This is a genomic window from Paraburkholderia sp. GW821-FHT02A12, assembly GCF_059422005.1.
In genome coordinates this window covers 4,281,481-4,300,113 of sequence record NZ_JBWKWA010000001.1, presented here as the reverse complement: position 1 = coordinate 4,300,113, position 18,633 = coordinate 4,281,481, and the positions used below count along the sequence as shown (strand labels likewise).

Genomic DNA, 18,633 nt, shown 5'->3' with positions numbered 1-18,633 from the left:
GTCCTCGCGATGATTATTGTCCCTATTTTGTGCCCCAAGATCGAATCAAGTCTAACATTAGCTTGATTGGCCATTCGTCAGCCCAGTTGGCGGGCTTGGTTGGGGGCGAAATCGGCTATAGTCGGAGGAATATTCTGCGTGGGCAAAAGACTGCGCACTCGAATAGTTTGAGTACACAGAATAGAAAGGGATGGCAGAAGTTTTGGAGAGCGGTTTATCAGTCGAGGGAAGGGCAATGCAAGATCCAGTCAGGGTCGTGGTGGCCGACGACCATCCGGTGATTCTGTTCGGCGCCGAACAGGCTTTGCTCAAGTTTCCAGGCCTTCAGGTGGTCGCGCGAGCGCGCCAGTCAACCGAGTTAATGAAGGTGCTGCGGACGGTTGCGTGCGATGTACTCGTTACGGATCTGGCGATGCCAGGCGGCCAATACGGCGACGGTTTGCCGTTGATCGGCTATTTGCGCCGCAATTTTCCCGGCCTTCCCATCGTCGTGCTGACGATGCTGGAAAACGCCGCGTTGCTCAAGCGGCTGAGCGAACTCGGCGTCACCTCGGTCGTCAACAAATCGGACGATCTGAGCCATATCGGCCTCGCGGTGCAGCACGTCAGCCGCAACCTCGAATACATGAGCCCGTCGGTCAAGGCGTCGCTCGATACGCTGCGCATGAATGCCGGCGGCAAGAGCGACGACGCGATGCTGTCGAGGCGTGAACTCGAGGTCGTGCGCCTGTTCGTGTCCGGCATGATGATCAAGGAAATCTCGGAACAGCTCAATCGCAGCATCAAGACGATCAGCACGCAGAAGAACACCGCGATGCGCAAGCTCGGCATCGACCGCGATTCGGAGTTGTTCCAGTACGCGCAGAGCAACGGCTTGCTGAATCTGTCGTCGCATTCGGCGGGCGATACCGGCGCCGCGTCTTAGCCGCGATGCGCTAGTTCGCCCGCCCGGGCGAACTCAATGAAAAAGGCCGCCTGTCGACAAGACAGGCGGCCTTTCTTGTTTCAGCCACCGCGAGCGGCGACGCTGCGCTTACTGCGGCGTCGAGGTTGCGCCGCCGTGCGCTGCCGACCATTCGGCCGGTGCGTGGAGGAATTTCTCCACTTCGTCGAGCGTCTTGGTGTCGAAGTAGCCCGCTTGCTTGGCGACGCGCAACACGTCCCACCAGGTGGCAAGCGCGTGCAGATCGACGTCGATGTCTTTCAGCACCGACACGCTTTCCTTGAAGATGTTGTAGTGGAACAGCACGAAGCAGTGGTTCACCGTGGCGCCGGCCGTGCGCAGCGCGTTGATGAAGTTGATCTTGCTGCGGCTGTCGGTGGTCAGGTCTTCGACCAGCAGCACGCGTTGGCCTTCGGTCAGCAGACCTTCGATCTGCGCGTTGCGGCCGAAACCCTTCGGCTTCTTGCGCACGTATTGCATCGGCACCATCAGGCGGTCGGACAGCCATGCCGCGAACGGAATGCCGGCGGTTTCGCCACCGGCGACCGCGTCGATCTGCTCATAGCCGACGTCGCGCAGGAGGGTGGTTTCGGCCATTTCCATCAGGCCGCGGCGTACGCGCGGATACGAGATCAGCTTGCGGCAGTCGATATAAACCGGGCTCGCCCAGCCGGACGTGAAAATGTACGGTTTCTCCGCGTTGAAGTGCACTGCTTGCACTTCCAGCAGCATCCTGGCGGTGGTGTCGGAGATCGTCTGGCGATCGAAGCCTGTCATGGGCGGATCCTTGGGTGTGAGCGGGGGAAGGCGGGCGCGCGGCCCGGTGGCGCAGCAAGCGGGGTATGCCGCGCCGTTGTGAGCGAAATGCCGGGCGGAATACGCAGCCGGTCAGTGGAGTGCAGGCCGGTGTTTGCTGCGCGCGTAGCCCGACATTTTACCCGAATTGGGCTCTTCCGAGGAAGCCGTAGTGCTTACCGGCGGCGAACGGCGGCCATGACGGTTCCGCCGGGAGGGTCTTTCGGGCTTCGTTTGGACCTGCTTTTTGGCTTGCTTGTGAGCGGCTTGGGCGGCCTTTACACTCACGCGAATTTCCCGGGCGTTCGCGCATCTTTGGCGCCCCGCGACCTACGGATTGCTTTCAATGACCCCAGCTTCCTCTGCTGCCGACACCCTTGCACCCGCTAAACCCGGCTATGCCGGCCGGGCACTAATCGCCTCGGCGCTCGGCTACGCGATGGACGGCTTCGACCTGCTGATCCTCGGTTTCATGCTGCCGGTGATTGCCGCCGATCTGCATCTGTCGTCTGCGCAGGCCGGTTCGCTTGTCACGTGGACGCTGATCGGCGCGGTGGCCGGCGGGTTGATCTTCGGCGTGCTGAGCGACTATTTCGGCCGCGTGCGCATGCTCACATGGACCATCCTGATCTTTGCCGTGTTCACCGGCTTGTGCGCGGTGGCGCAAGGCTATGCCGACCTGCTGACCTATCGGACCATTGCCGGCATTGGTCTGGGCGGCGAGTTCGGTATCGGTATGACGCTGGTGGCCGAAGCGTGGCCGGCTTCGCAGCGGGCGCGCGTGTCGTCGTATGTCGGGCTTGGCTGGCAACTCGGCGTGCTGGCGGCTGCGCTGCTCACCCCGCTGCTGTTGCCGATGATCGGCTGGCGCGGCATGTTCGCGCTCGGGTTGTTGCCCGCAGTGGTGTCGTTTTTCGTGCGACGGCGTGTTGAGGAGCCGGCGCTGTTCGCCGAACGCGTGGCGCGCGGCATGCGCAAGCTGCCGCTGAAGTCGCTGGTGACCGACGCGCGCACTGCACGCGCGAGCATCGGCGTGGCGATTCTCTGTTCGGTGCAGAACTTCGGCTATTACGGTCTGATGATCTGGCTGCCGAGCTATTTGTCGAAGACCTTCGGCTATTCGCTGACCAAATCCGGGCTGTGGACCGCCGCGACGGTTCTCGGCATGGCGTGCGGCATCTGGCTGTTCGGCATCGCCGCCGACCGCTTCGGCCGCAAGCCGGCGTTCCTGGTCTACCAGGCGGGCGCCGTCGTAATGGTGTTCGTCTACGCCCATCTGACGATGCCGATGGCGCTGCTGATCGGCGGCGCAGCAATGGGCGTGTTCGTCAACGGGATGATCGGCGGCTATGGCGCGCTGATCTCCGAGCTTTATCCGACCGATGCGCGCGCCACCGCGCAGAACGTGCTGTTCAACGTCGGACGGGCGGTCGGCGGCTTCGGGCCGGTCGCGGTGGGCGCGTTGGCCGCACGCTATTCGTTCGGCGCGGCGCTCGTGTTGCTCGCGTCGATCTATCTGCTCGACATCTTCGCCACGCTGTTTCTGATCCCCGAACGACGCGGCGCCGCGCTCGAATGACGCATCCGCGGCAGCGTGCAAAACGCGCCCCGGATGCGGCGCTGCAGCATGGCAGCGCCCTGTTTCGCCGATGGTGAGCCGCGTTAACCAGTCAGTGCATCGACGCATTCGGGGTGTACACTAACCGACCCGCGTAGCACTCCGCACCGTCTTGTCCTCCGCCGAGGTTCGACGCCGCGCCCAACCGGCGCATGCGAAAACCGCCGCCGTCGATTATCCATTCGATAGATGCAAGCGACGCCTACGGTGCAGTGTGCCGGGCCCAATTTCTTACGTCTCGCAGGCCAAAAAATGGACGAACAACTTAAGCAAAGCGCTCTCGCATACCACCAGAATCCGAAACCCGGCAAGATTTCGGTCACGCCCACCAAGCCGCTGTCGAACCAGCTCGACTTGTCGCTGGCTTACTCGCCGGGCGTCGCCGCGGCCTGTATGGCGATCTACGACGAACCGCTCGACGCGCAGAAGTACACCTCGCGCGGCAACCTTGTCGGCGTGATCACGAACGGCACGGCCGTGCTGGGTCTTGGCAACATCGGTCCGCTCGCCGCGAAGCCGGTGATGGAAGGCAAGGGCTGCCTCTTCAAGAAGTTCGCGGGCATCGACGTGTTCGACATCGAACTCTCCGAGTCCGATCCGGACAAGCTGGTCGAAGCGATCGCGATGCTCGAACCCACGCTGGGCGGCATCAACCTCGAAGACATCAAGGCGCCGGAATGCTTCTACATCGAGAAGAAGCTGCGCGAGCGCATGAAGATTCCGGTCTTCCACGACGATCAGCACGGCACCGCGATCATTGCGTCGGCGGCGATTCTGAACGGCCTGAAAGTGGTCGGCAAGAAGCTCGACGAAGTGAAGCTGGTGTGTTCGGGCGCGGGCGCCGCGGCGATCGCGTGTCTGGATCTGCTGGTGAACCTGGGTCTGTCGAAGAAGAACATTCTCGTCGCGGATTCGAAGGGCGTGATCTACGAAGGCCGCGGCAATCTGGATCCGTCGAAGGAACGTTATGCGGCGAACACCGAAGCGCGCACGCTGGCCGACGCGATTCGCGGCGCCGACGTGTTCCTCGGCTGCTCGAGCGCCGGCGTGCTGAAGCCGGAAATGGTCGCCGAAATGGGCACGCGCCCGCTGATTCTCGCGCTGGCCAATCCGGAGCCGGAAATCCGCCCGGAAGAAGCGAAGAAGGTGCGCCCGGACTGCATCATCGCGACTGGCCGTTCGGACTACCCGAACCAGGTCAACAACGTGCTGTGCTTCCCGTTCATCTTCCGCGGTGCGCTGGATGTCGGCGCGACCACGATCACGGAAGAAATGAAGCTCGCGTGCGTGCGCGCGATCGCCGAGCTGGCCGAAGAAACCGATCAGGGCGATGAAGTCGCCAAGGCCTACGAAGGCCACTCGCTCGAATTCGGTCCTGAGTACCTGATTCCGAAGCCGTTCGATCCGCGTCTGATCATCAAGATCGCGCCGGCTGTCGCGCAAGCCGCGATGGACTCGGGCGTCGCGACCCGTCCGATCAAGGACATGGGCGCGTACCGCGAAGAGCTCGGCACGACCGTGTACCGCACCGGCATGGTGATGCGTCCGGTGTTCGCCGCGGCGAAGTCGGAGCCGGCGCGCATCGTGTTCGCCGAAGGCGAAGACGAGCGCGTGCTGCGCGCCGCGCAATTCGTGCTGCTGGAAAAGATCGCCAGGCCGATTCTGGTAGGCCGCCCGTCGGTGATCGAGATGCGTCTGAAGAAGATGGGCTCGAAGCTCAAGTGCGGCGAAGACTTCGAGATCGTCGATCCGGAAGACGATCCGCGCTATCAGCAATGCTGGCAGGCGTACCACGAACTCGGCGCGCGTGAAGGTGTGACGCCGGACGTCGCGAAGGCCGCGATGCGCAAGTTCAACACGCTGATCGGCGCGATCCTCGTGCGCCTCGGCGAAGCGGACGGCATGATCTGCGGGATGATCGGCCAGTACCACACGCATCTGAAGTTCATCGAGCAGGTGCTCGGCAAGGCGGACAACGTGGAGAACTTCGCCGCGATGAATCTGCTGATGCTGCCGGGCCGGAACCTGTTCATCTGCGATACGTACGTGAATGAGACGCCGACTGCCGAACAGCTCGCCGACATGACGATGCTGGCTTCGCGCGAGATCGAGAAGTTCGGCATTACGCCGAAAGTCGCGTTGCTGTCGAATTCGAACTTCGGCAGTGCGCCTTCTTCGTCGTCGCAACGCATGACGGCGGCGCGCAAGCTGATCGTCGAACGTGCGCCTTCGCTCGAAATCGACGGTGAAATGCACGGCGATGCGGCGTTGTCGGAAGTGGTCCGCAAGGCGGCGTTCCCGGGCACCACGTTGACCGGCGAAGCGAACCTGCTGATCATGCCGAACGTCGAAGCGGCGAATATCGCTTACAACCTGCTGAAGATGGTCGGCGGCGAAGGCGTGACGGTCGGTCCGTTCCTGCTGGGCGCGGAAAAGCCGGTGCATGTCCTGACGCCGGCTGCGACCGTGCGCCGGATCATCAACATGACGGCAGTGGCCTCGGCCAATGCACGCAAGCGGGTGAACGCGCAGTAATGCGGATGGGTTGAAGGTTGAAGCGGCGCCGCATTGCGGCACCTGCTGCCAGCCAATGAAAACGCCACGGAAGTGATTCCGTGGCGTTTTTTATTGGCGAATTCTTGTCGAAACAGCCGCCTTTCTCCGTTTCAGGCCGATGCAACCGATCAAGCCGGTCCGATCAGGCGGACCCGATCAAGCCGCGTGCTGAGCCTTTCCTGCCTCCGGCGAGCGCCAGCGCGTCAGCAACTCGTTCCACTTGACCCGCACACCCTTCAGGTTGTTTTCCTTCACGTGACCGTAGCCGCGGATACCGTCCGGCAGATTCGCCAGTTCGATCGCCAGCTCACGCTTTTGCGCCGTCAGACCGCCGATCAGTTCGCGCACCAGTGCCTCGTATTCGACGATCAACGCACGCTCGGTGCGACGTTCTTCCGTCTTGCCGAACACATCGAATGCGGTGCCGCGCAGGAACTTCAGCCTGGCCAGCACGTGCATGGCGCTGAACATCCACGGTCCGTACTTCTTCTTGATCAGGTGACCCTGGGCGTCCTTCTTCGAGAACGTCGGCGGCGCGAGGTGGAGGTGCAGCTTCCAGTCGCCTTCGAAAGTGGTCTTCAGCTTTTCGATGAACGCCGGGTCGCTATACAGGCGCGCGACTTCATACTCGTCCTTGTACGCCATCAGCTTGTGCAGGTTCTTCGCGACGGCTTCAGTCAACGGCAACTGGCCGTCGATCGAATCGAGCGCCGATTCCGCCGCATGCATTTGCGACACCAACGCGCGATACCGGTCAGCGTACGCCGCGTTTTGCCATGCGGCGAGGTAGTCGGCGCGCTTGTCGATCAGCGTGTCGAGCGCCTTCGGCGTATGCAGCGAGATGATCTTGCTGCTCGCCGTTTCCTCGGCGCCACCGCGTCCTTGCGACTGCGCGAGCTTGCGCACGGCGGCCAGATCGTGCGCGGCGCGACGGCCCCATTCGAATGCCGCGCGATTCTTCTCGACCTGCACATTGTTCAGTTCGATCGCCCGCATCAGCGATTGATACGTCAGCGGTACCCAGCCACGCTGCCATGCATAGCCGAGGACGAACGGGTTCGTATAGATCGCGTCGCCGAGCAGCGCGACGGCGAAGTGATTCGCGTCGACCGTATCGACAGCATCGTCGCCGGCGCCGGCGCGCACATCCGCTTCCGTGCTGCTGCCCGGGAAGCGCCAGTTCGGGTTCTTGATGAGCTCGGCCGTCGGCGTGTGTGCGCTATTCAGCACGACGCGCGTGCGGCCCACTTGCATCCGCGAGACGCATTCGTCGCTGGCGGTGACGATTGCGTCGCAGCCGATCACGAGGCTCGCTTCGCCCATCGCGATGCGCGTCGCGTGGATATCCGCCGGCTGGTTAGCGATCTGCACGTGGCTCATCACGGCGCCGCCTTTTTGCGCGAGGCCGGTAACGTCGAGTACCGTGACGCCCTTGTTCTCCAGATGCGCGGCCATGCCCAGCAGCGCACCGATCGTCACGACGCCCGTGCCGCCGACACCCGTCACCAGCACCCCGTAAGGGCGTTCGATCGACGGCAGCTCGGGTTCCGGCACCGGCGGCATCGCGTCGCCAACAATGCCGGACGCCGCCTTCGGCTTGCGCAGTTGGCCGCCTTCCACCGACACGAAGCTCGGGCAAAACCCGTTGACGCACGAGAAGTCTTTGTTGCAGGTCGATTGATTGATCTGGCGCTTGGTGCCGTACTCGGTATCTAAAGGCTCGACCGACAGACAATTCGACTTGACCGAGCAATCGCCGCAGCCTTCGCACACGGCCTCGTTGATCACCACGCGGCGCGCCGGATCCGGATACGTGCCGCGTTTCCTGCGGCGGCGCTTTTCAGTCGCGCAGGTCTGGTCGTAAATCAGGATCGTGGTGCCGGAAATCTCGCGAAGCTGGCGCTGTACCTCATCGAGCTTGTCGCGATGATGAATGTCGATGCCGGGCGCGAGGCCGACGTTCGCCGAGTACTTCCCCGGTTCATCGGTGACGATCACGATCTTCGTCGCGCCTTCGGCGGCAAGTTGATGCGTGATTTGCGGCACGGTCAGCACGCCGTCGACCGGCTGGCCGCCGGTCATGGCGACCGCGTCGTTATAGAGAATCTTGTAGGTGATGTTCGCCTTCGACGCGATCGCCGCGCGAATCGCGAGCAGGCCCGAGTGGAAATAGGTGCCGTCGCCGAGGTTGGCGAACACATGCTTGTCGTTGGTGAACGGCGCCTGCCCGATCCACGCGACGCCTTCGCCGCCCATCTGGCTGAAGGTGCTGGTGCTGCGGTCCATCCACACGGTCATGTAGTGACAGCCGATGCCGGCCATCGCGCGCGAGCCTGCCGGCACATTGGTCGACGTGTTGTGCGGGCAGCCCGAGCAGAACCACGGTTTGCGCTCGGCTTCGACGCGCGGGCGCGCCAGCGCTTTTTCCTTCGCTTCGATCACGGCGATGCGCATGGCGATGCGAGCGCGCACGTCGGACGGCAGATCGAACTTGTCGAGCCGCGTGGCGATTGCCTTGGCGATGATCGCCGGCGACAGCTCGTAATGCGCCGGCAGCAGCCAGTTGCCCATCGGCACGGACCATTCGCCGCCTGCGCCGTCTTTCTCGTCGAACTTGCCGAACACCCGCGGACGCTGCGTGTCCGGCCAGTTGTACAGTTCTTCCTTGATCGCGTACTCGAGAATCTGGCGCTTCTCTTCGACCACCAGAATTTCGTCGAGACCGCGCGCGAAGGTGTGCGCGCCTTGCGCTTCGAGCGGCCATACGCAGCCGACCTTGTACAGACGGATGCCGATACGCGCACAGGTTTCGTCGTCGAGACCGAGATCGGTCAGCGCCTGGCGGACGTCGAGATAGGCTTTGCCGCCCGTCATGATGCCGAAACGCGCATGCGGCGAATCGATTTCGATGCGGTCAAGCTTGTTCGCGCGCACGTAAGCGAGCGCCGCGTACCACTTGTAGTCCAGCAGACGCGCTTCCTGGACCAGCGGCGGATCCGGCCAGCGGATATTCAGGCCGCCTTCGGGCATCGCGAAGTCGTCCGGCAAAATGATTTTGGTGCGTTGCGGATCGATATCGACCGAGGCTGACGACTCGACCACGTCGGTCACGCACTTCATCGCGACCCACAGGCCGGAATAGCGGCTCATTGCCCAGCCGTGCAGGCCGAAGTCGAGGTATTCCTGCACGTTCGACGGGAACAGCACCGGCAAACCGCACGCCTTGAAGATGTGTTCGGACTGGTGCGCGAGTGTCGAGGATTTGGCCGCGTGGTCGTCGCCCGCCAGGACGAGAACACCGCCATGCTGCGATGAGCCGGCCGAGTTGCCATGCTTGAAAACGTCGCCGCTGCGGTCGACGCCCGGACCTTTGCCGTACCACATCGAGAACACGCCGTCGTACTTGGCGCTCGGGTACAGGTTGACCTGCTGCGACCCCCACACGGCGGTTGCCGCGAGGTCTTCATTGACGCCGGGCTGGAACACGACCTGGTGTGCGGCGAGGTGCTGCTTCGCTTTCCACAACGACTGGTCGAGTCCGCCGAGCGGCGATCCGCGATAGCCGGAGATGAAGCCGGCGGTATTGAGTCCGGCGGCCCGGTCGCGTTCCTGCTGCAACATCGGCAGGCGCACTAGCGCCTGGATGCCGCTCATGTAGGCGCGGCCGCGTTCGAGGGTGTATTTGTCGTCGAGCGTGACGGAAGACAACGCGGCTTCGAGCGAGGCTCGCTGACCTGCGTCTAGCGGGGCATTCATTATGTTTACTCCTCCACCCAGTTTGGGATCGCCAAAACTTTCTTGGGCCGCGGCATCTTGTGAATGCGTCGGGCCAGGGTCGCCATATTGACGTGTTTTAAGTGATGGTAGCACTGGTGAAAACCCGCCACTTCGCGCCAAAAATGCGGCGGCGCGGCGTGATTTGCGAGGAATCGCGCCGGGTTGCAGCCAGCGGCCGGCGGCGTGCGCCATGTCGCTGTAACAAGCTGTAAAACCTTCAAAACTGCGGAACCGAGGTGGAAATGTCTGTCTAAACCCGCACCTGTGAGCAATGTCCGCGCAACGCTCCACATTCGGTGAAGCTTCGCGACAGCAGGGCAGTCAGAAAAGGAGTACGCATGAACACCAGACATATCCAGACGTTCCTGATGGTCTCAGCCGCATTCTTCGCAATGAGCGCACCGGCGCGCTCGGGCAGCGCAGGGACGCTGTCGTCGAACGCAGTCACCCGCACGGCTCAAGTCGCGCCGGCGCGCATTGCGGTGGAGCGGCTCACGCGATCCAGGCTGGCCGACGAGGAAGAGCAGAATTCGTGATGCGTCGCTGATGCGGCGTGTCGGTTGAAAACCCGGCCGTTGTCTGGCTGAGGACAACGGCTTAAACGACAAAGGGCGAAGATCTTGCGATCTTCGCCCTTTTTATTTCAGACCCACCTTGCCGCAGAGACGTTGTTAAACCTTGTCCTGCACCACGCCGCGGCGGATCTGATCCAGTTCGATCGATTCGAACAACGCCTTGAAGTTGCCCTCGCCGAAGCCCTGGTTGCCCTTGCGCTGGATGATCTCGAAGAAGATCGGGCCAATCTGGTTTTCGGTGAAGATCTGCAGCAGCAGATCGTCCGGCGCGCCGTCGATCAGAATCTTGCGCTTGCGCAGTTCGTCGAGCGGCTCGCCGTGGTTCGGCACGCGGCGGTCCACCAGCTCATAGTACGTGTCTATCGTATCGAGCAGCGCGATATTCGCCGCGCGCAAACCGTCCACCGTACGATAGATGTCGTTGCTGCCGAGCGCGATGTGCTGGATGCCTTCGCCGTGATAGGCGTCGAGGTATTCCTGGATCTGACCGGCCGTGTCTGACCCTTCTTCGTTGATCGGAATGCGGATCTTGCCGCACGGCGAGGTCATCGCCTTTGACTTCACGCCCGTCACCTTGCCTTCGATGTCGAAGTAACGCACTTCGCGGAAGTTGAACAGGCGCTCATAGAACTCCGCCCATTCCTGCATGCGTCCGCGGTGAACGTTGTGCGTCAGGTGATCGATGTAGGTGAGACCGTGACCAACCGGGTTCGGGTTCGCCCCCGGAATCGGCTCGAAGTCGACGTCGTAAATATCGATGTTGCCGATGCTGTTCGGCTCGGCGCCGTTCTTGCCGCGCCAGCGGTCGACGAAATAGATCAGCGAGTCGCCGATACCCTTGATCGCCGGGATGTTCAGTTCCATCGGACCGGTTTTGTTGTCGAAGCCCCAGGCGCCTTTTTCGAGCGCCTGCTTGTAGGCCTTCGCCGCATCCTGCACGCGGAACGCAATCGCGCAGATCGACGGGCCGTGCAGGCGCGCGAAACGTTGCGCGAACGAATCCTGTTCCCCGTTGACGATGAAGTTGATTTCGCCCTGGCGATACAGCGTCACGTCTTTATGACGATGCCGTGCGACGGCAGTGAAGCCCATCTGTTCGAACAGCTTGCCGAGCGCCTTCGGATCGGGCGCGGTGTATTCGATGAATTCGAAGCCGTCGGTGCCGACCGGGTTGTCCCAAGTTGAAACCTTCATTGCCTGTCTCCTGTGTCGACCAGAGTTAGCGCTTTAGCGCTTACTCTGGTCCCATGCAAAGCTAAGGGGCGGGGCGCATATGGCGCGACTGAATGACGCAAGTGTAAAGGCCGAGCCTCGGCGAAAACTTGCGAACTTAATCGCACACCGATACGCTTGCGCTATTTTCTAGCGCAATCTTTCACATGGGCGGCAGAAAATGGCCAATATAGAGATAGACGCTATCGACCGGCGTATTCTGGCGATCCTTCAGGAGAATGGCCGGTTGTCGAATCAGGAGATCGCCGAGCGCGTCAACCTGTCGCCCAGCCCATGTTTGCGGCGTATTCGCCGGCTGGAGGAGAGCGGGGTGATTCGCGGCTACGTCGCGCTGCTCGACGCGCAAAAGCTTGGGCTCGATCTGCTCGCCTACGTCAACGTGCGGCTGGAAAAGCGCGGCGGTCCGGCGTTCAGTCCGCGTGGCGACGCCACGCATGCCGATCTGTTTCGCGCAGCGGTGCAAACGTGGCCGGAAGTGGTGGCGTGTCACGCGATGACTGGCGACATGGATTACCTGCTGCGTGTGCAGGTCGAGGATATGGCGCACTTTTCGCGTTTCGTGCAGGACCAGTTGCTGCACCATCCGTCGGTGATCGACGTGAAGACAAGTTTTTCGCTCGAGAAGATCAAGGAGACGACGGCGCTGCCGATTTTGTAAGGGCCGGGCGGCGCGGGCGGCAGGAAAACAAAAAGGGCGGCCTTGGCCGCCCTTGTCATTTCCGCCCTAAGTGGGCCGCTTACGCTGCGGCTGCCGTCGGCAAAATCGATTCGAAAAGCTTCGATGTCTGGCGTGCCTGACGCTTGAGCGCGTAGTCGAACACCGCGGCTTGCTCCTGCAGCATCTCGGCGATGATGCTCGATTGGTCTGCCGGCGGCAGTGTCAGATAGGCGTCGGCTTCACCGTACGCGTATTCGATCTTCATGCCGGCCTTCTTCGCGATATGCATCATGGTCGAATTGCGCGACAGGCAGTGCATATAGAGCGTGGTGACATGCGTATTCCGGCTGCGAATGGCAGCGCGTTCGAAGAGCTTGGAGCCGATACCTTGGCCGCGCACACTTTCCAGCACCGAGACGCCGAACTCGGCGGTGCGCTTGTCGCCTTCGCTCGGCAGATACGCCAGATGGCCGACGCCGGTGAGCTGCAAATGGCTATTGAATACGCCGAAGACGGTGTCGCGCGTGAAATCGATCGCGCGGACGTAGTTTTCAATAACGTGGTCCGGCACGATCTGACCGAAACGCAGCAAGCGATCGTCTTCGTCGAGTGCGAGGAAGTGGGTGAGCAGCCGTTCGCGATCGACGGCGGTGAGTTCCCGGACCAGAGCAGGCGCGCGACCGCCTGGCTGCAACGGGCGATCATGTGCAACGATCGGCTCAGCGGCACGGGGTGTAAGCATGTTCATGGGCAGGTTCTCCTTTTGATCGAGCGGATTGGTGCACCGCAAAAACGATTTTAGCGGAAACGCATACTTATCACTAGGGAAAACCCGTATCAAAATGTGAGGGGATCGCCTAAAAACTTTGCTCCCTATTTTTATATGTATGATTTTTAATGGAAAAATAAATTGAACGAGCGTTCGGGGCAAAGTGTCGCGCGTGAGCCACTATTTCGTCAGAACAATGCTGCCATGCGCCATCACGTCTGTGCCGCGCTCAATCCATGATCAACCATGCTGACCACCTGCTCGGCAAATTCCCGATAGCCCATCCGCCCGTCTGGCTTGAGCCAGGTGAACGTCCAGTTGATCATGCCGAACACCATCATCGTGAGGGCGGTCTGGTTTTCGCGCGTTGCGCGCTCGGGATAGGCGCGCGCCAGCTGCCGCGCGAACGCCGCCACCACGTCGCGCTGGCGGTTCAGGATGACCTCGCGCTGGCTGTCGACCAGATACTTCACGTCGTTCAGGAGCGCGACGTGCCGGCTATGCGACGTCTCGTATTCCGACAGGAACGCGCGGATCAATTCGGCGAACGTCTCCCGTTCCGTCAATCCGCGGCGTTGGCTCGCACCCTCGACCTCGGCGATGATCAGCATCAGCCGCTTCGTGTAACGGTCCAGCAGATCGAACAGGATCGCTTCCTTGCTTGCGTAGTAGTGGTACAGGCGCGCTTTCGAGGTGCCGCTCGCGGCGGCGAGATCGGCCATCGAGGTGCTCGGATAGCTGGTCCGGGCGAATTTCGCTGCGGCTAATTCGAGAATCTGGTCGCGCTGGGTTTCGTGGTCGGGGGCTCGGGTGCGGGCCATGGTCGTTGGTTTTATTAATGTGGACAGGGAGTAAGGGCGGTGCACAGCTCCAGCGTGTGCCACGCGGTCGCGGTGCCGCGCAACCTGATGCGCCTGCTCGCGGCCAGTTCGCGGAAGCGCCACAGCACAACGCTGTCGCTGACCAGAAACCCGAGTTCGGCGGTCATCAAGTCCGCGGCAATTCGCGCGGCCGGCTGCCAGGCGCCGCTCGCGTGCTCGAGAACCAGTGCGTCGAGGTCGGCGAAGCTGCCGCTCGTAAACGTGTTGTCGCGCCAGCGCCGCGTCTCGCCGTTGGCCTGTTTGACTTCCTGCCATTCGAGCGCGAGCCGGCTGATCCTTAGCACCGAAATCGGTGCGGCGTCCGGCAGGCGAGCTTGCAGCACGCTCGGCGGGAACATGCCGACGGACGTCGCGCGGTCCCTGCGGCTGTGCGCCCACGCGCCCGGATCGGTGAGATCGCGAATCGACAGGCGCACTTCGTTGAGCCGCTGCGGGTTGTTGCGCAGGTGATAGCCGACGCGGCGCAGCATCAATTGATCGGACGCGCTCTCGCCGTGCCAGACCACCAGATTCGCGTCGCCGCCCGCAATCGTTTCCAGCCCTGCCGCCTGTTCGCGGAATTCGTGAAGGAAATCACGCTTCGTGTCCGTGCTGACGCGATCCCAGAAGTCCGCCCGCACATCAGGCGCGTCGTCGATGCCGCGCAGCGGGCCGACCGCCAGATCGTCGCGCAGCGCGTGTACGCGCTCGTCGCGGCCCGCCTCATGCAGCGCGGTGCGCAGTGACTCGGCGGCGACATCGCCGTTGGTGAGATGGATCGTGCTCATCGGCAGTGGCTTGGGCTGGCAGATAACAAAAAGGGCCGCTCTTCGATGGGGACAATTGTCCGATCGATGAGCGGCCCCTAGTGTAAGCGGATCGCGGACCTGCTGAAAGCGCTGCGGCCGTTACACATCAGCCGCGCAATGCTCCAGTTCAACGTTCGTCGTAGCTCACCACGACGCGATCGCTGATCGGATGGCATTGGCAGGTGAGCACGAAACCGTCGCGAATCTCATGTTCTTCCAGCGTGTAATTCTTTTCCATCTTGACCTCGCCTTCCAGCACTTTCGCGCGGCAGGTGCAGCAGACGCCGCCCTTGCATGCGTATGGCAGCGCGAGGCCGGCGCGCAGGCCGACGTCGAGCACGCTCACGCCCTGATAGGGCAGGCGCAGCTTGCGTTTCTTGCCGTCGAGGACGATTTCGAGGTCGGCGGCGGGGGTGTCGTCGGTGATTTCGACGGGCGGCACCCCCGCTTGCGGCAGAGGCGAGCCGAAGCGCTCGACGTGCACCTTCCCGGGCGGCACGCCGGCGGCTTTCAGCGCGGCTTCGGCGGCATCCATCATCGGGGCGGGGCCGCAGATGAACGCTTCGTCGATGGCATCCGCCGGCAGCAGGTTCTCGATGAAGGCTGCGCACTTTTCCTGGTCGAGCACGCCGTTGAACAGCTCGACGTCCTGGAGGTCGTCGGACAGCACGTGATAGAGCACGAAGCGGTTCATGTAGCGGTTCTTCAGATCTTCGAGTTCTTCCGCGAACATGATCTGGTCCACGCTGCGGTTGCCGTACACCAGCGTGAACGTGCTGCGCGGCTCGACCTCCAGCGTGGTCTTGATGATCGCGAGCACCGGCGTGATGCCCGAGCCGCCGGAAAACGCGATGTACTGCTTGCCCTGGTCCGCGTTCAGATGTGTGAAGAAGCGGCCGTCCGGCGTCATTACGTCGATCGTATGGCCGGGCTGCAGCGTATCGAACGCGAAGTTCGAAAAGCGCCCGCCGCGCACGCGCTTGATACCGATGCGCAGTTCGCCGTCGCGATCGTAATCGGTGACGCCTACGCAGATCGAATACGAGCGGCGCGTTTCCTCGCCGTCGATGTGCGTTTTCAGCGTGACGAACTGGCCCTGCGTGAAGCGGTATTGGTCGCGCAGTTCGACGGGAATTTCGAAAGCGACTGAAACCGCGTCGGCGGTTTCGGGCCGCACTTCGCGAATACGCAGCAGATGAAATTGCGGGGTGGCCATATCAGTATGGTTTGAAGTAGTCGAAGGGTTCGCGGCAGTCGATGCAGCGGTACAACGCCTTGCAGGCCGTCGAGCCGAATTGCGCGAGGCGTTCGGTATGCGCCGAGCCGCAACGGGGGCACGACGGCGCCGGCAGTGCGCGCGGTACGAAGCGCAGCACTTTTTCCTGCGACGGCGCGGCGCTGCCGCAATTGCCCGTGGGCGGTGCGATGCCGTAGGCGCGCAGCTTTTCGCGCGCGTCGGCGGTCATCCAGTCGGTGGTCCAGGCGGGCGCGAGCACGGTGGCGATCCGGTATGGCTTGAGTTCGGCCACATCCAGCGCGTGGGCGACGTCTTCGGCGATCTGCGACATCGCCGGGCAACCCGAATAGGTCGGCGTGATGACGACTTCGAGCACGCCGTCGGCGGCGCGGCGCACGTCGCGCAGAATGCCGAGCTCACGAATCGACACCACCGGGATTTCCGGATCAGGCACCGTTTCGAGCACGGCCCATGCGCGTTCAAGCGTGGTGTCGGCAGCGGACATGGCAGTCGAGGTCGTCATTGTCGGATTCCGTTTGGGTGCTTACCAGCTGGCGCCCGGATGCTGGCGCGCCAGGCTCTGCATTTCGGCCAGCACGAAGCCCATATGCTCCGAATGCTCGCCGTGCTTGCCGGTGGTGATGTGCTTGACGGCTTCCGGCAACTTCAGCGTGGCTTCGCCGAGCGTGGCGCGTACGTCGTCGAGCCAGGCGGCTTCGAGGTCCGACGTCAGCGGGCCGATACCCGCGGCGGCGATGGTCTCCTCCACCTCGTCCACGCTGAAGAATTCACGCGTGTACGGCAGCAGATAGTCGAGCGCGGCTTGTGCACGGCGATGGGATTCGTCGGTGCCGTCGCCGAAACGGATCAGCCATTCGCCGGCGTGGTGCACGTGATAGCGGGTTTCCTTGATTGACTTCGACGCGATCGCCGCAAGCTGTTCATCTTTCGACGTAGTGAGCGCTGTCCACAGATGCGCCATCAGCGTCGAGTACAGAAAATTGCGCACGATCGTGACCGCGTAATCCTTCTCGGCCTGCGCAGTGCCGGACATCGGCCCGTAGTGCGGCAACTCGGCCAGCGTGTAATTGGCGAATTCGCGTTCGGCACGGAAGTACGCGTAGTCGTCTTCGGTGCGGGTTTTACCGCTGAGCTGCTGTTCCAGCGAGGCGGCGTGCGTGTACAGCAGGCGCGCCTGGCCGATCAGATCGAGGCTCATGTTCGACAGTGCGATGTCCTCTTCGAGGATCGGGCCGTGGCCGCACCATTCGGTATTGCGCTGACCGAGGATCAGCGCGGTATCCGCGAGGCGCAGCACGTACTTCAGATGTTCAGGCGTGATGTTCATGGCCGCGCTTACATGTGGTTGACTTCGTCGGGGAGCGTGTAGAACGTCGGGTGGCGATAGATCTTGTCGCCAGCCGGTTCGAACAGTTCCGCCTTGTCTTCCGGCGCGGACGCCGTAATCGCGGCCGACTGCACGACCCAGATGCTCACGCCTTCCTGGCGGCGCGTGTAGACGTCGCGCGCCATGCGCAGCGCCATCGGCGCGTCGGCGGCGTGCAGACTGCCGCAGTGTTTGTGGTCGAGTCCCTGCTTGCTGCGCACGAAGACTTCCCAAATCGGCCATTCCTTGTTCATTGCTGATCTCCTGATTCTTTATCTGGTTTGCCGCCCGGTTCAGGCGGCGTGCTGCTGCGCACGCTGGCGCTGCCTTTCGGCGTGGGCGAGGGCGGCTTCGCGCACCCAGGCGCCGTCGTCATGGGTTTTCACGCGGGTGGCGAGGCGTTCGCGGTTGCATGGGCCGTCACCGTTCACGACGCGCCAGAATTCTTCCCAGTCGATGTCGCCGTAGTCATAGTGGCCGCGCGCTTCGTTCCATTTCAGGTCCGGGTCCGGCAGCGTGACGCCGAGCACCTTGGCCTGGTCGACAGTGGCGTCGACGAATTTCTGGCGCAGATCGTCGTTGGAAATACGTTTGATGCCCCATTGCGACGACTGATTGCTGTGGATCGAGTCTTTGTCGCTCGGGCCGAACATCATCAGCACCGGCCACCACCAGCGGTTCACGGCCTGCTGGACCAACTCGCGTTGCGCTTCGGTGCCGCTCATCATCGACATCAGCGCGTCGAAACCCTGGCGCTGGTGGAACGATTCTTCCTTGCAGATGCGGATCATCGCGCGGGCGTACGGCCCGTAGGTGCAACGGCACAGCGGAATCTGGTTCATGATCGCCGCGCCGTCGACCAGCCAGCCGATCACGCCGACGTCCGCCCAGGTGGGCGTCGGGTAATTGAAGATGCTCGAATATTTGGCTTTGCCCGAATGCAGCGCCGCGATCAGCTGATCGCGCGATACGCCGAGCGTTTCTGCAGCGCTATATAAATAGAGGCCATGGCCGGCTTCGTCCTGCACCTTGGCGAGCAGGATCGCCTTGCGCTTCAGGCTGGGCGCGCGCGTGATCCAGTTGCCTTCCGGCAGCATGCCGACGATCTCCGAATGCGCGTGCTGCGAGATTTGCCGCACCAGCGTCTTGCGATAGGCCTCGGGCATCCAGTCCTGCGGTTCGATTTTGCCGTCGGCGGCCATGACCGCATCGAATTGCGCCTGCTCGGGCGAACCTGCGCCGGCGTCGAGCGGGGCGACATTGCCGGGGATATCCAAGGATTGCGTATACATGGGGACGCTCTCAGCGGGAGTTGTCTGTGTCTGCGCAGTATAAATCAACCGACCGGTCGGTTAATAAATTTTTTAAGATGATGCGACTGACTCGATAGAGGGAGGAGGGCGCCGTTGACGAGGC

General features: G+C 62.4%; 16 protein-coding genes. 5 read left to right on the top strand and 11 right to left on the bottom strand.

Translation table 11 applies throughout. The annotated features are described in order from the left end of the window. Positions 1-235 precede the first annotated feature (235 nt). A complete protein-coding gene (locus tag AC07WT_RS19865) occupies positions 236-925 on the top strand; it encodes a response regulator (RefSeq protein WP_492592720.1) in 690 nt (229 codons plus the stop codon). Positions 926-1,033: 108 nt separating this feature from the next. On the opposite strand, the gene AC07WT_RS19860 is transcribed toward AC07WT_RS19865, so the two are convergent. Further along, entirely contained in the window at positions 1,034-1,720 is a 687-nt protein-coding gene (locus tag AC07WT_RS19860; protein WP_492592721.1) for an orotate phosphoribosyltransferase, read from the bottom strand. A 364-nt stretch (positions 1,721-2,084) separates the two neighbouring features. Here AC07WT_RS19860 and AC07WT_RS19855 point away from each other — a divergent pair, with 364 nt between their 5' ends. Beyond that, entirely contained in the window at positions 2,085-3,317 is a 1,233-nt protein-coding gene (locus AC07WT_RS19855) for an MFS transporter (RefSeq protein WP_494948175.1), read from the top strand. 291 nt (positions 3,318-3,608) lie between these two features. Next, complete coding sequence (locus AC07WT_RS19850) at positions 3,609-5,891, top strand: NADP-dependent malic enzyme (protein ID WP_492592723.1); 2,283 nt, start codon at positions 3,609-3,611, stop codon at positions 5,889-5,891. 177 nt (positions 5,892-6,068) lie between these two features. On the opposite strand, the gene AC07WT_RS19845 is transcribed toward AC07WT_RS19850, so the two are convergent. Beyond that, on the bottom strand, positions 6,069-9,668 hold the full coding sequence (locus tag AC07WT_RS19845; protein ID WP_494948174.1) for an indolepyruvate ferredoxin oxidoreductase family protein: 3,600 nt from the start codon (positions 9,666-9,668) through the stop codon (positions 6,069-6,071). A 359-nt stretch (positions 9,669-10,027) separates the two neighbouring features. On the opposite strand from AC07WT_RS19845, the gene AC07WT_RS19840 reads away from it, so the two are divergent. Then, positions 10,028-10,225 (top strand): hypothetical protein, encoded by a 198-nt coding sequence (locus AC07WT_RS19840; protein WP_492592725.1) that lies wholly within the window; start codon positions 10,028-10,030, stop codon positions 10,223-10,225. Positions 10,226-10,360: 135 nt separating this feature from the next. Here AC07WT_RS19840 and hppD read toward each other — a convergent pair whose 3' ends face one another. Next, on the bottom strand, positions 10,361-11,458 hold the full coding sequence (gene hppD / locus AC07WT_RS19835; RefSeq protein ID WP_494948173.1) for a 4-hydroxyphenylpyruvate dioxygenase: 1,098 nt from the start codon (positions 11,456-11,458) through the stop codon (positions 10,361-10,363). A gap of 199 nt (positions 11,459-11,657) precedes the next feature. Between hppD and AC07WT_RS19830 the strand changes: the two genes are divergently transcribed. Then, on the top strand, positions 11,658-12,155 hold the full coding sequence (locus AC07WT_RS19830; protein ID WP_492592727.1) for an Lrp/AsnC family transcriptional regulator: 498 nt from the start codon (positions 11,658-11,660) through the stop codon (positions 12,153-12,155). Positions 12,156-12,234: 79 nt separating this feature from the next. On the opposite strand, the gene AC07WT_RS19825 is transcribed toward AC07WT_RS19830, so the two are convergent. The 8 genes from AC07WT_RS19825 to paaA form a co-directional block, all read right to left on the bottom strand. Further along, entirely contained in the window at positions 12,235-12,903 is a 669-nt protein-coding gene (locus AC07WT_RS19825) for a GNAT family N-acetyltransferase (RefSeq protein ID WP_492592741.1), read from the bottom strand. Between the two features lie 233 nt (positions 12,904-13,136). Continuing rightward, the gene (locus AC07WT_RS19820) at positions 13,137-13,745 is read right to left on the bottom strand and encodes a TetR/AcrR family transcriptional regulator (RefSeq protein ID WP_494948172.1); all 609 of its coding nucleotides are present in this window, start codon (positions 13,743-13,745) and stop codon (positions 13,137-13,139) included. Positions 13,746-13,759: 14 nt separating this feature from the next. Further along, the gene (locus tag AC07WT_RS19815; RefSeq protein WP_494948171.1) at positions 13,760-14,572 is read right to left on the bottom strand and encodes a DUF1835 domain-containing protein; all 813 of its coding nucleotides are present in this window, start codon (positions 14,570-14,572) and stop codon (positions 13,760-13,762) included. 148 nt (positions 14,573-14,720) lie between these two features. Continuing rightward, positions 14,721-15,809, bottom strand: coding sequence for a 1,2-phenylacetyl-CoA epoxidase subunit PaaE (gene paaE / locus AC07WT_RS19810; RefSeq protein ID WP_492592730.1), 1,089 nt, complete (start codon positions 15,807-15,809; stop codon positions 14,721-14,723). A gap of 1 nt (position 15,810) precedes the next feature. Next, positions 15,811-16,353, bottom strand: a complete 543-nt coding sequence (gene paaD / locus AC07WT_RS19805) for a 1,2-phenylacetyl-CoA epoxidase subunit PaaD (RefSeq protein ID WP_492592731.1) — start codon at positions 16,351-16,353, stop codon at positions 15,811-15,813. Between the two features lie 21 nt (positions 16,354-16,374). Continuing rightward, positions 16,375-17,178, bottom strand: coding sequence for a 1,2-phenylacetyl-CoA epoxidase subunit PaaC (gene paaC, locus AC07WT_RS19800; protein WP_492592732.1), 804 nt, complete (start codon positions 17,176-17,178; stop codon positions 16,375-16,377). Positions 17,179-17,186: 8 nt separating this feature from the next. Beyond that, positions 17,187-17,471, bottom strand: a complete 285-nt coding sequence (gene paaB, locus AC07WT_RS19795) for a 1,2-phenylacetyl-CoA epoxidase subunit PaaB (RefSeq protein ID WP_494948170.1) — start codon at positions 17,469-17,471, stop codon at positions 17,187-17,189. A gap of 39 nt (positions 17,472-17,510) precedes the next feature. Next, positions 17,511-18,509: a 1,2-phenylacetyl-CoA epoxidase subunit PaaA gene (paaA, locus tag AC07WT_RS19790; protein WP_494948169.1), complete on the bottom strand. Its 999-nt coding sequence runs from the start codon at positions 18,507-18,509 to the stop codon at positions 17,511-17,513. Positions 18,510-18,633: the final 124 nt, after the last annotated feature.

What these genes read in the sequence shown, in the direction of transcription:
- AC07WT_RS19830 (WP_492592727.1), top strand. Translation starts at nt 11,658, where the DNA reads ATGGCCAATATAGAGATAGACGCTATCGACCGGCGTATTCTGGCGATC.
- AC07WT_RS19815 (WP_494948171.1), bottom strand. Translation starts at nt 14,572, where the DNA reads ATGAGCACGATCCATCTCACCAACGGCGATGTCGCCGCCGAGTCACTG.
- hppD (WP_494948173.1), bottom strand. Translation starts at nt 11,458, where the DNA reads ATGAAGGTTTCAACTTGGGACAACCCGGTCGGCACCGACGGCTTCGAA.
- paaD (WP_492592731.1), bottom strand. Translation starts at nt 16,353, where the DNA reads ATGACGACCTCGACTGCCATGTCCGCTGCCGACACCACGCTTGAACGC.
- AC07WT_RS19840 (WP_492592725.1), top strand. Translation starts at nt 10,028, where the DNA reads ATGAACACCAGACATATCCAGACGTTCCTGATGGTCTCAGCCGCATTC.
- AC07WT_RS19820 (WP_494948172.1), bottom strand. Translation starts at nt 13,745, where the DNA reads ATGGCCCGCACCCGAGCCCCCGACCACGAAACCCAGCGCGACCAGATT.
- AC07WT_RS19860 (WP_492592721.1), bottom strand. Translation starts at nt 1,720, where the DNA reads ATGACAGGCTTCGATCGCCAGACGATCTCCGACACCACCGCCAGGATG.
- paaC (WP_492592732.1), bottom strand. Translation starts at nt 17,178, where the DNA reads ATGAACATCACGCCTGAACATCTGAAGTACGTGCTGCGCCTCGCGGAT.
- AC07WT_RS19850 (WP_492592723.1), top strand. Translation starts at nt 3,609, where the DNA reads ATGGACGAACAACTTAAGCAAAGCGCTCTCGCATACCACCAGAATCCG.
- paaB (WP_494948170.1), bottom strand. Translation starts at nt 17,471, where the DNA reads ATGAACAAGGAATGGCCGATTTGGGAAGTCTTCGTGCGCAGCAAGCAG.
- AC07WT_RS19845 (WP_494948174.1), bottom strand. Translation starts at nt 9,668, where the DNA reads ATGAATGCCCCGCTAGACGCAGGTCAGCGAGCCTCGCTCGAAGCCGCG.
- paaA (WP_494948169.1), bottom strand. Translation starts at nt 18,509, where the DNA reads ATGTATACGCAATCCTTGGATATCCCCGGCAATGTCGCCCCGCTCGAC.
- paaE (WP_492592730.1), bottom strand. Translation starts at nt 15,809, where the DNA reads ATGGCCACCCCGCAATTTCATCTGCTGCGTATTCGCGAAGTGCGGCCC.
- AC07WT_RS19855 (WP_494948175.1), top strand. Translation starts at nt 2,085, where the DNA reads ATGACCCCAGCTTCCTCTGCTGCCGACACCCTTGCACCCGCTAAACCC.
- AC07WT_RS19865 (WP_492592720.1), top strand. Translation starts at nt 236, where the DNA reads ATGCAAGATCCAGTCAGGGTCGTGGTGGCCGACGACCATCCGGTGATT.
- AC07WT_RS19825 (WP_492592741.1), bottom strand. Translation starts at nt 12,903, where the DNA reads ATGAACATGCTTACACCCCGTGCCGCTGAGCCGATCGTTGCACATGAT.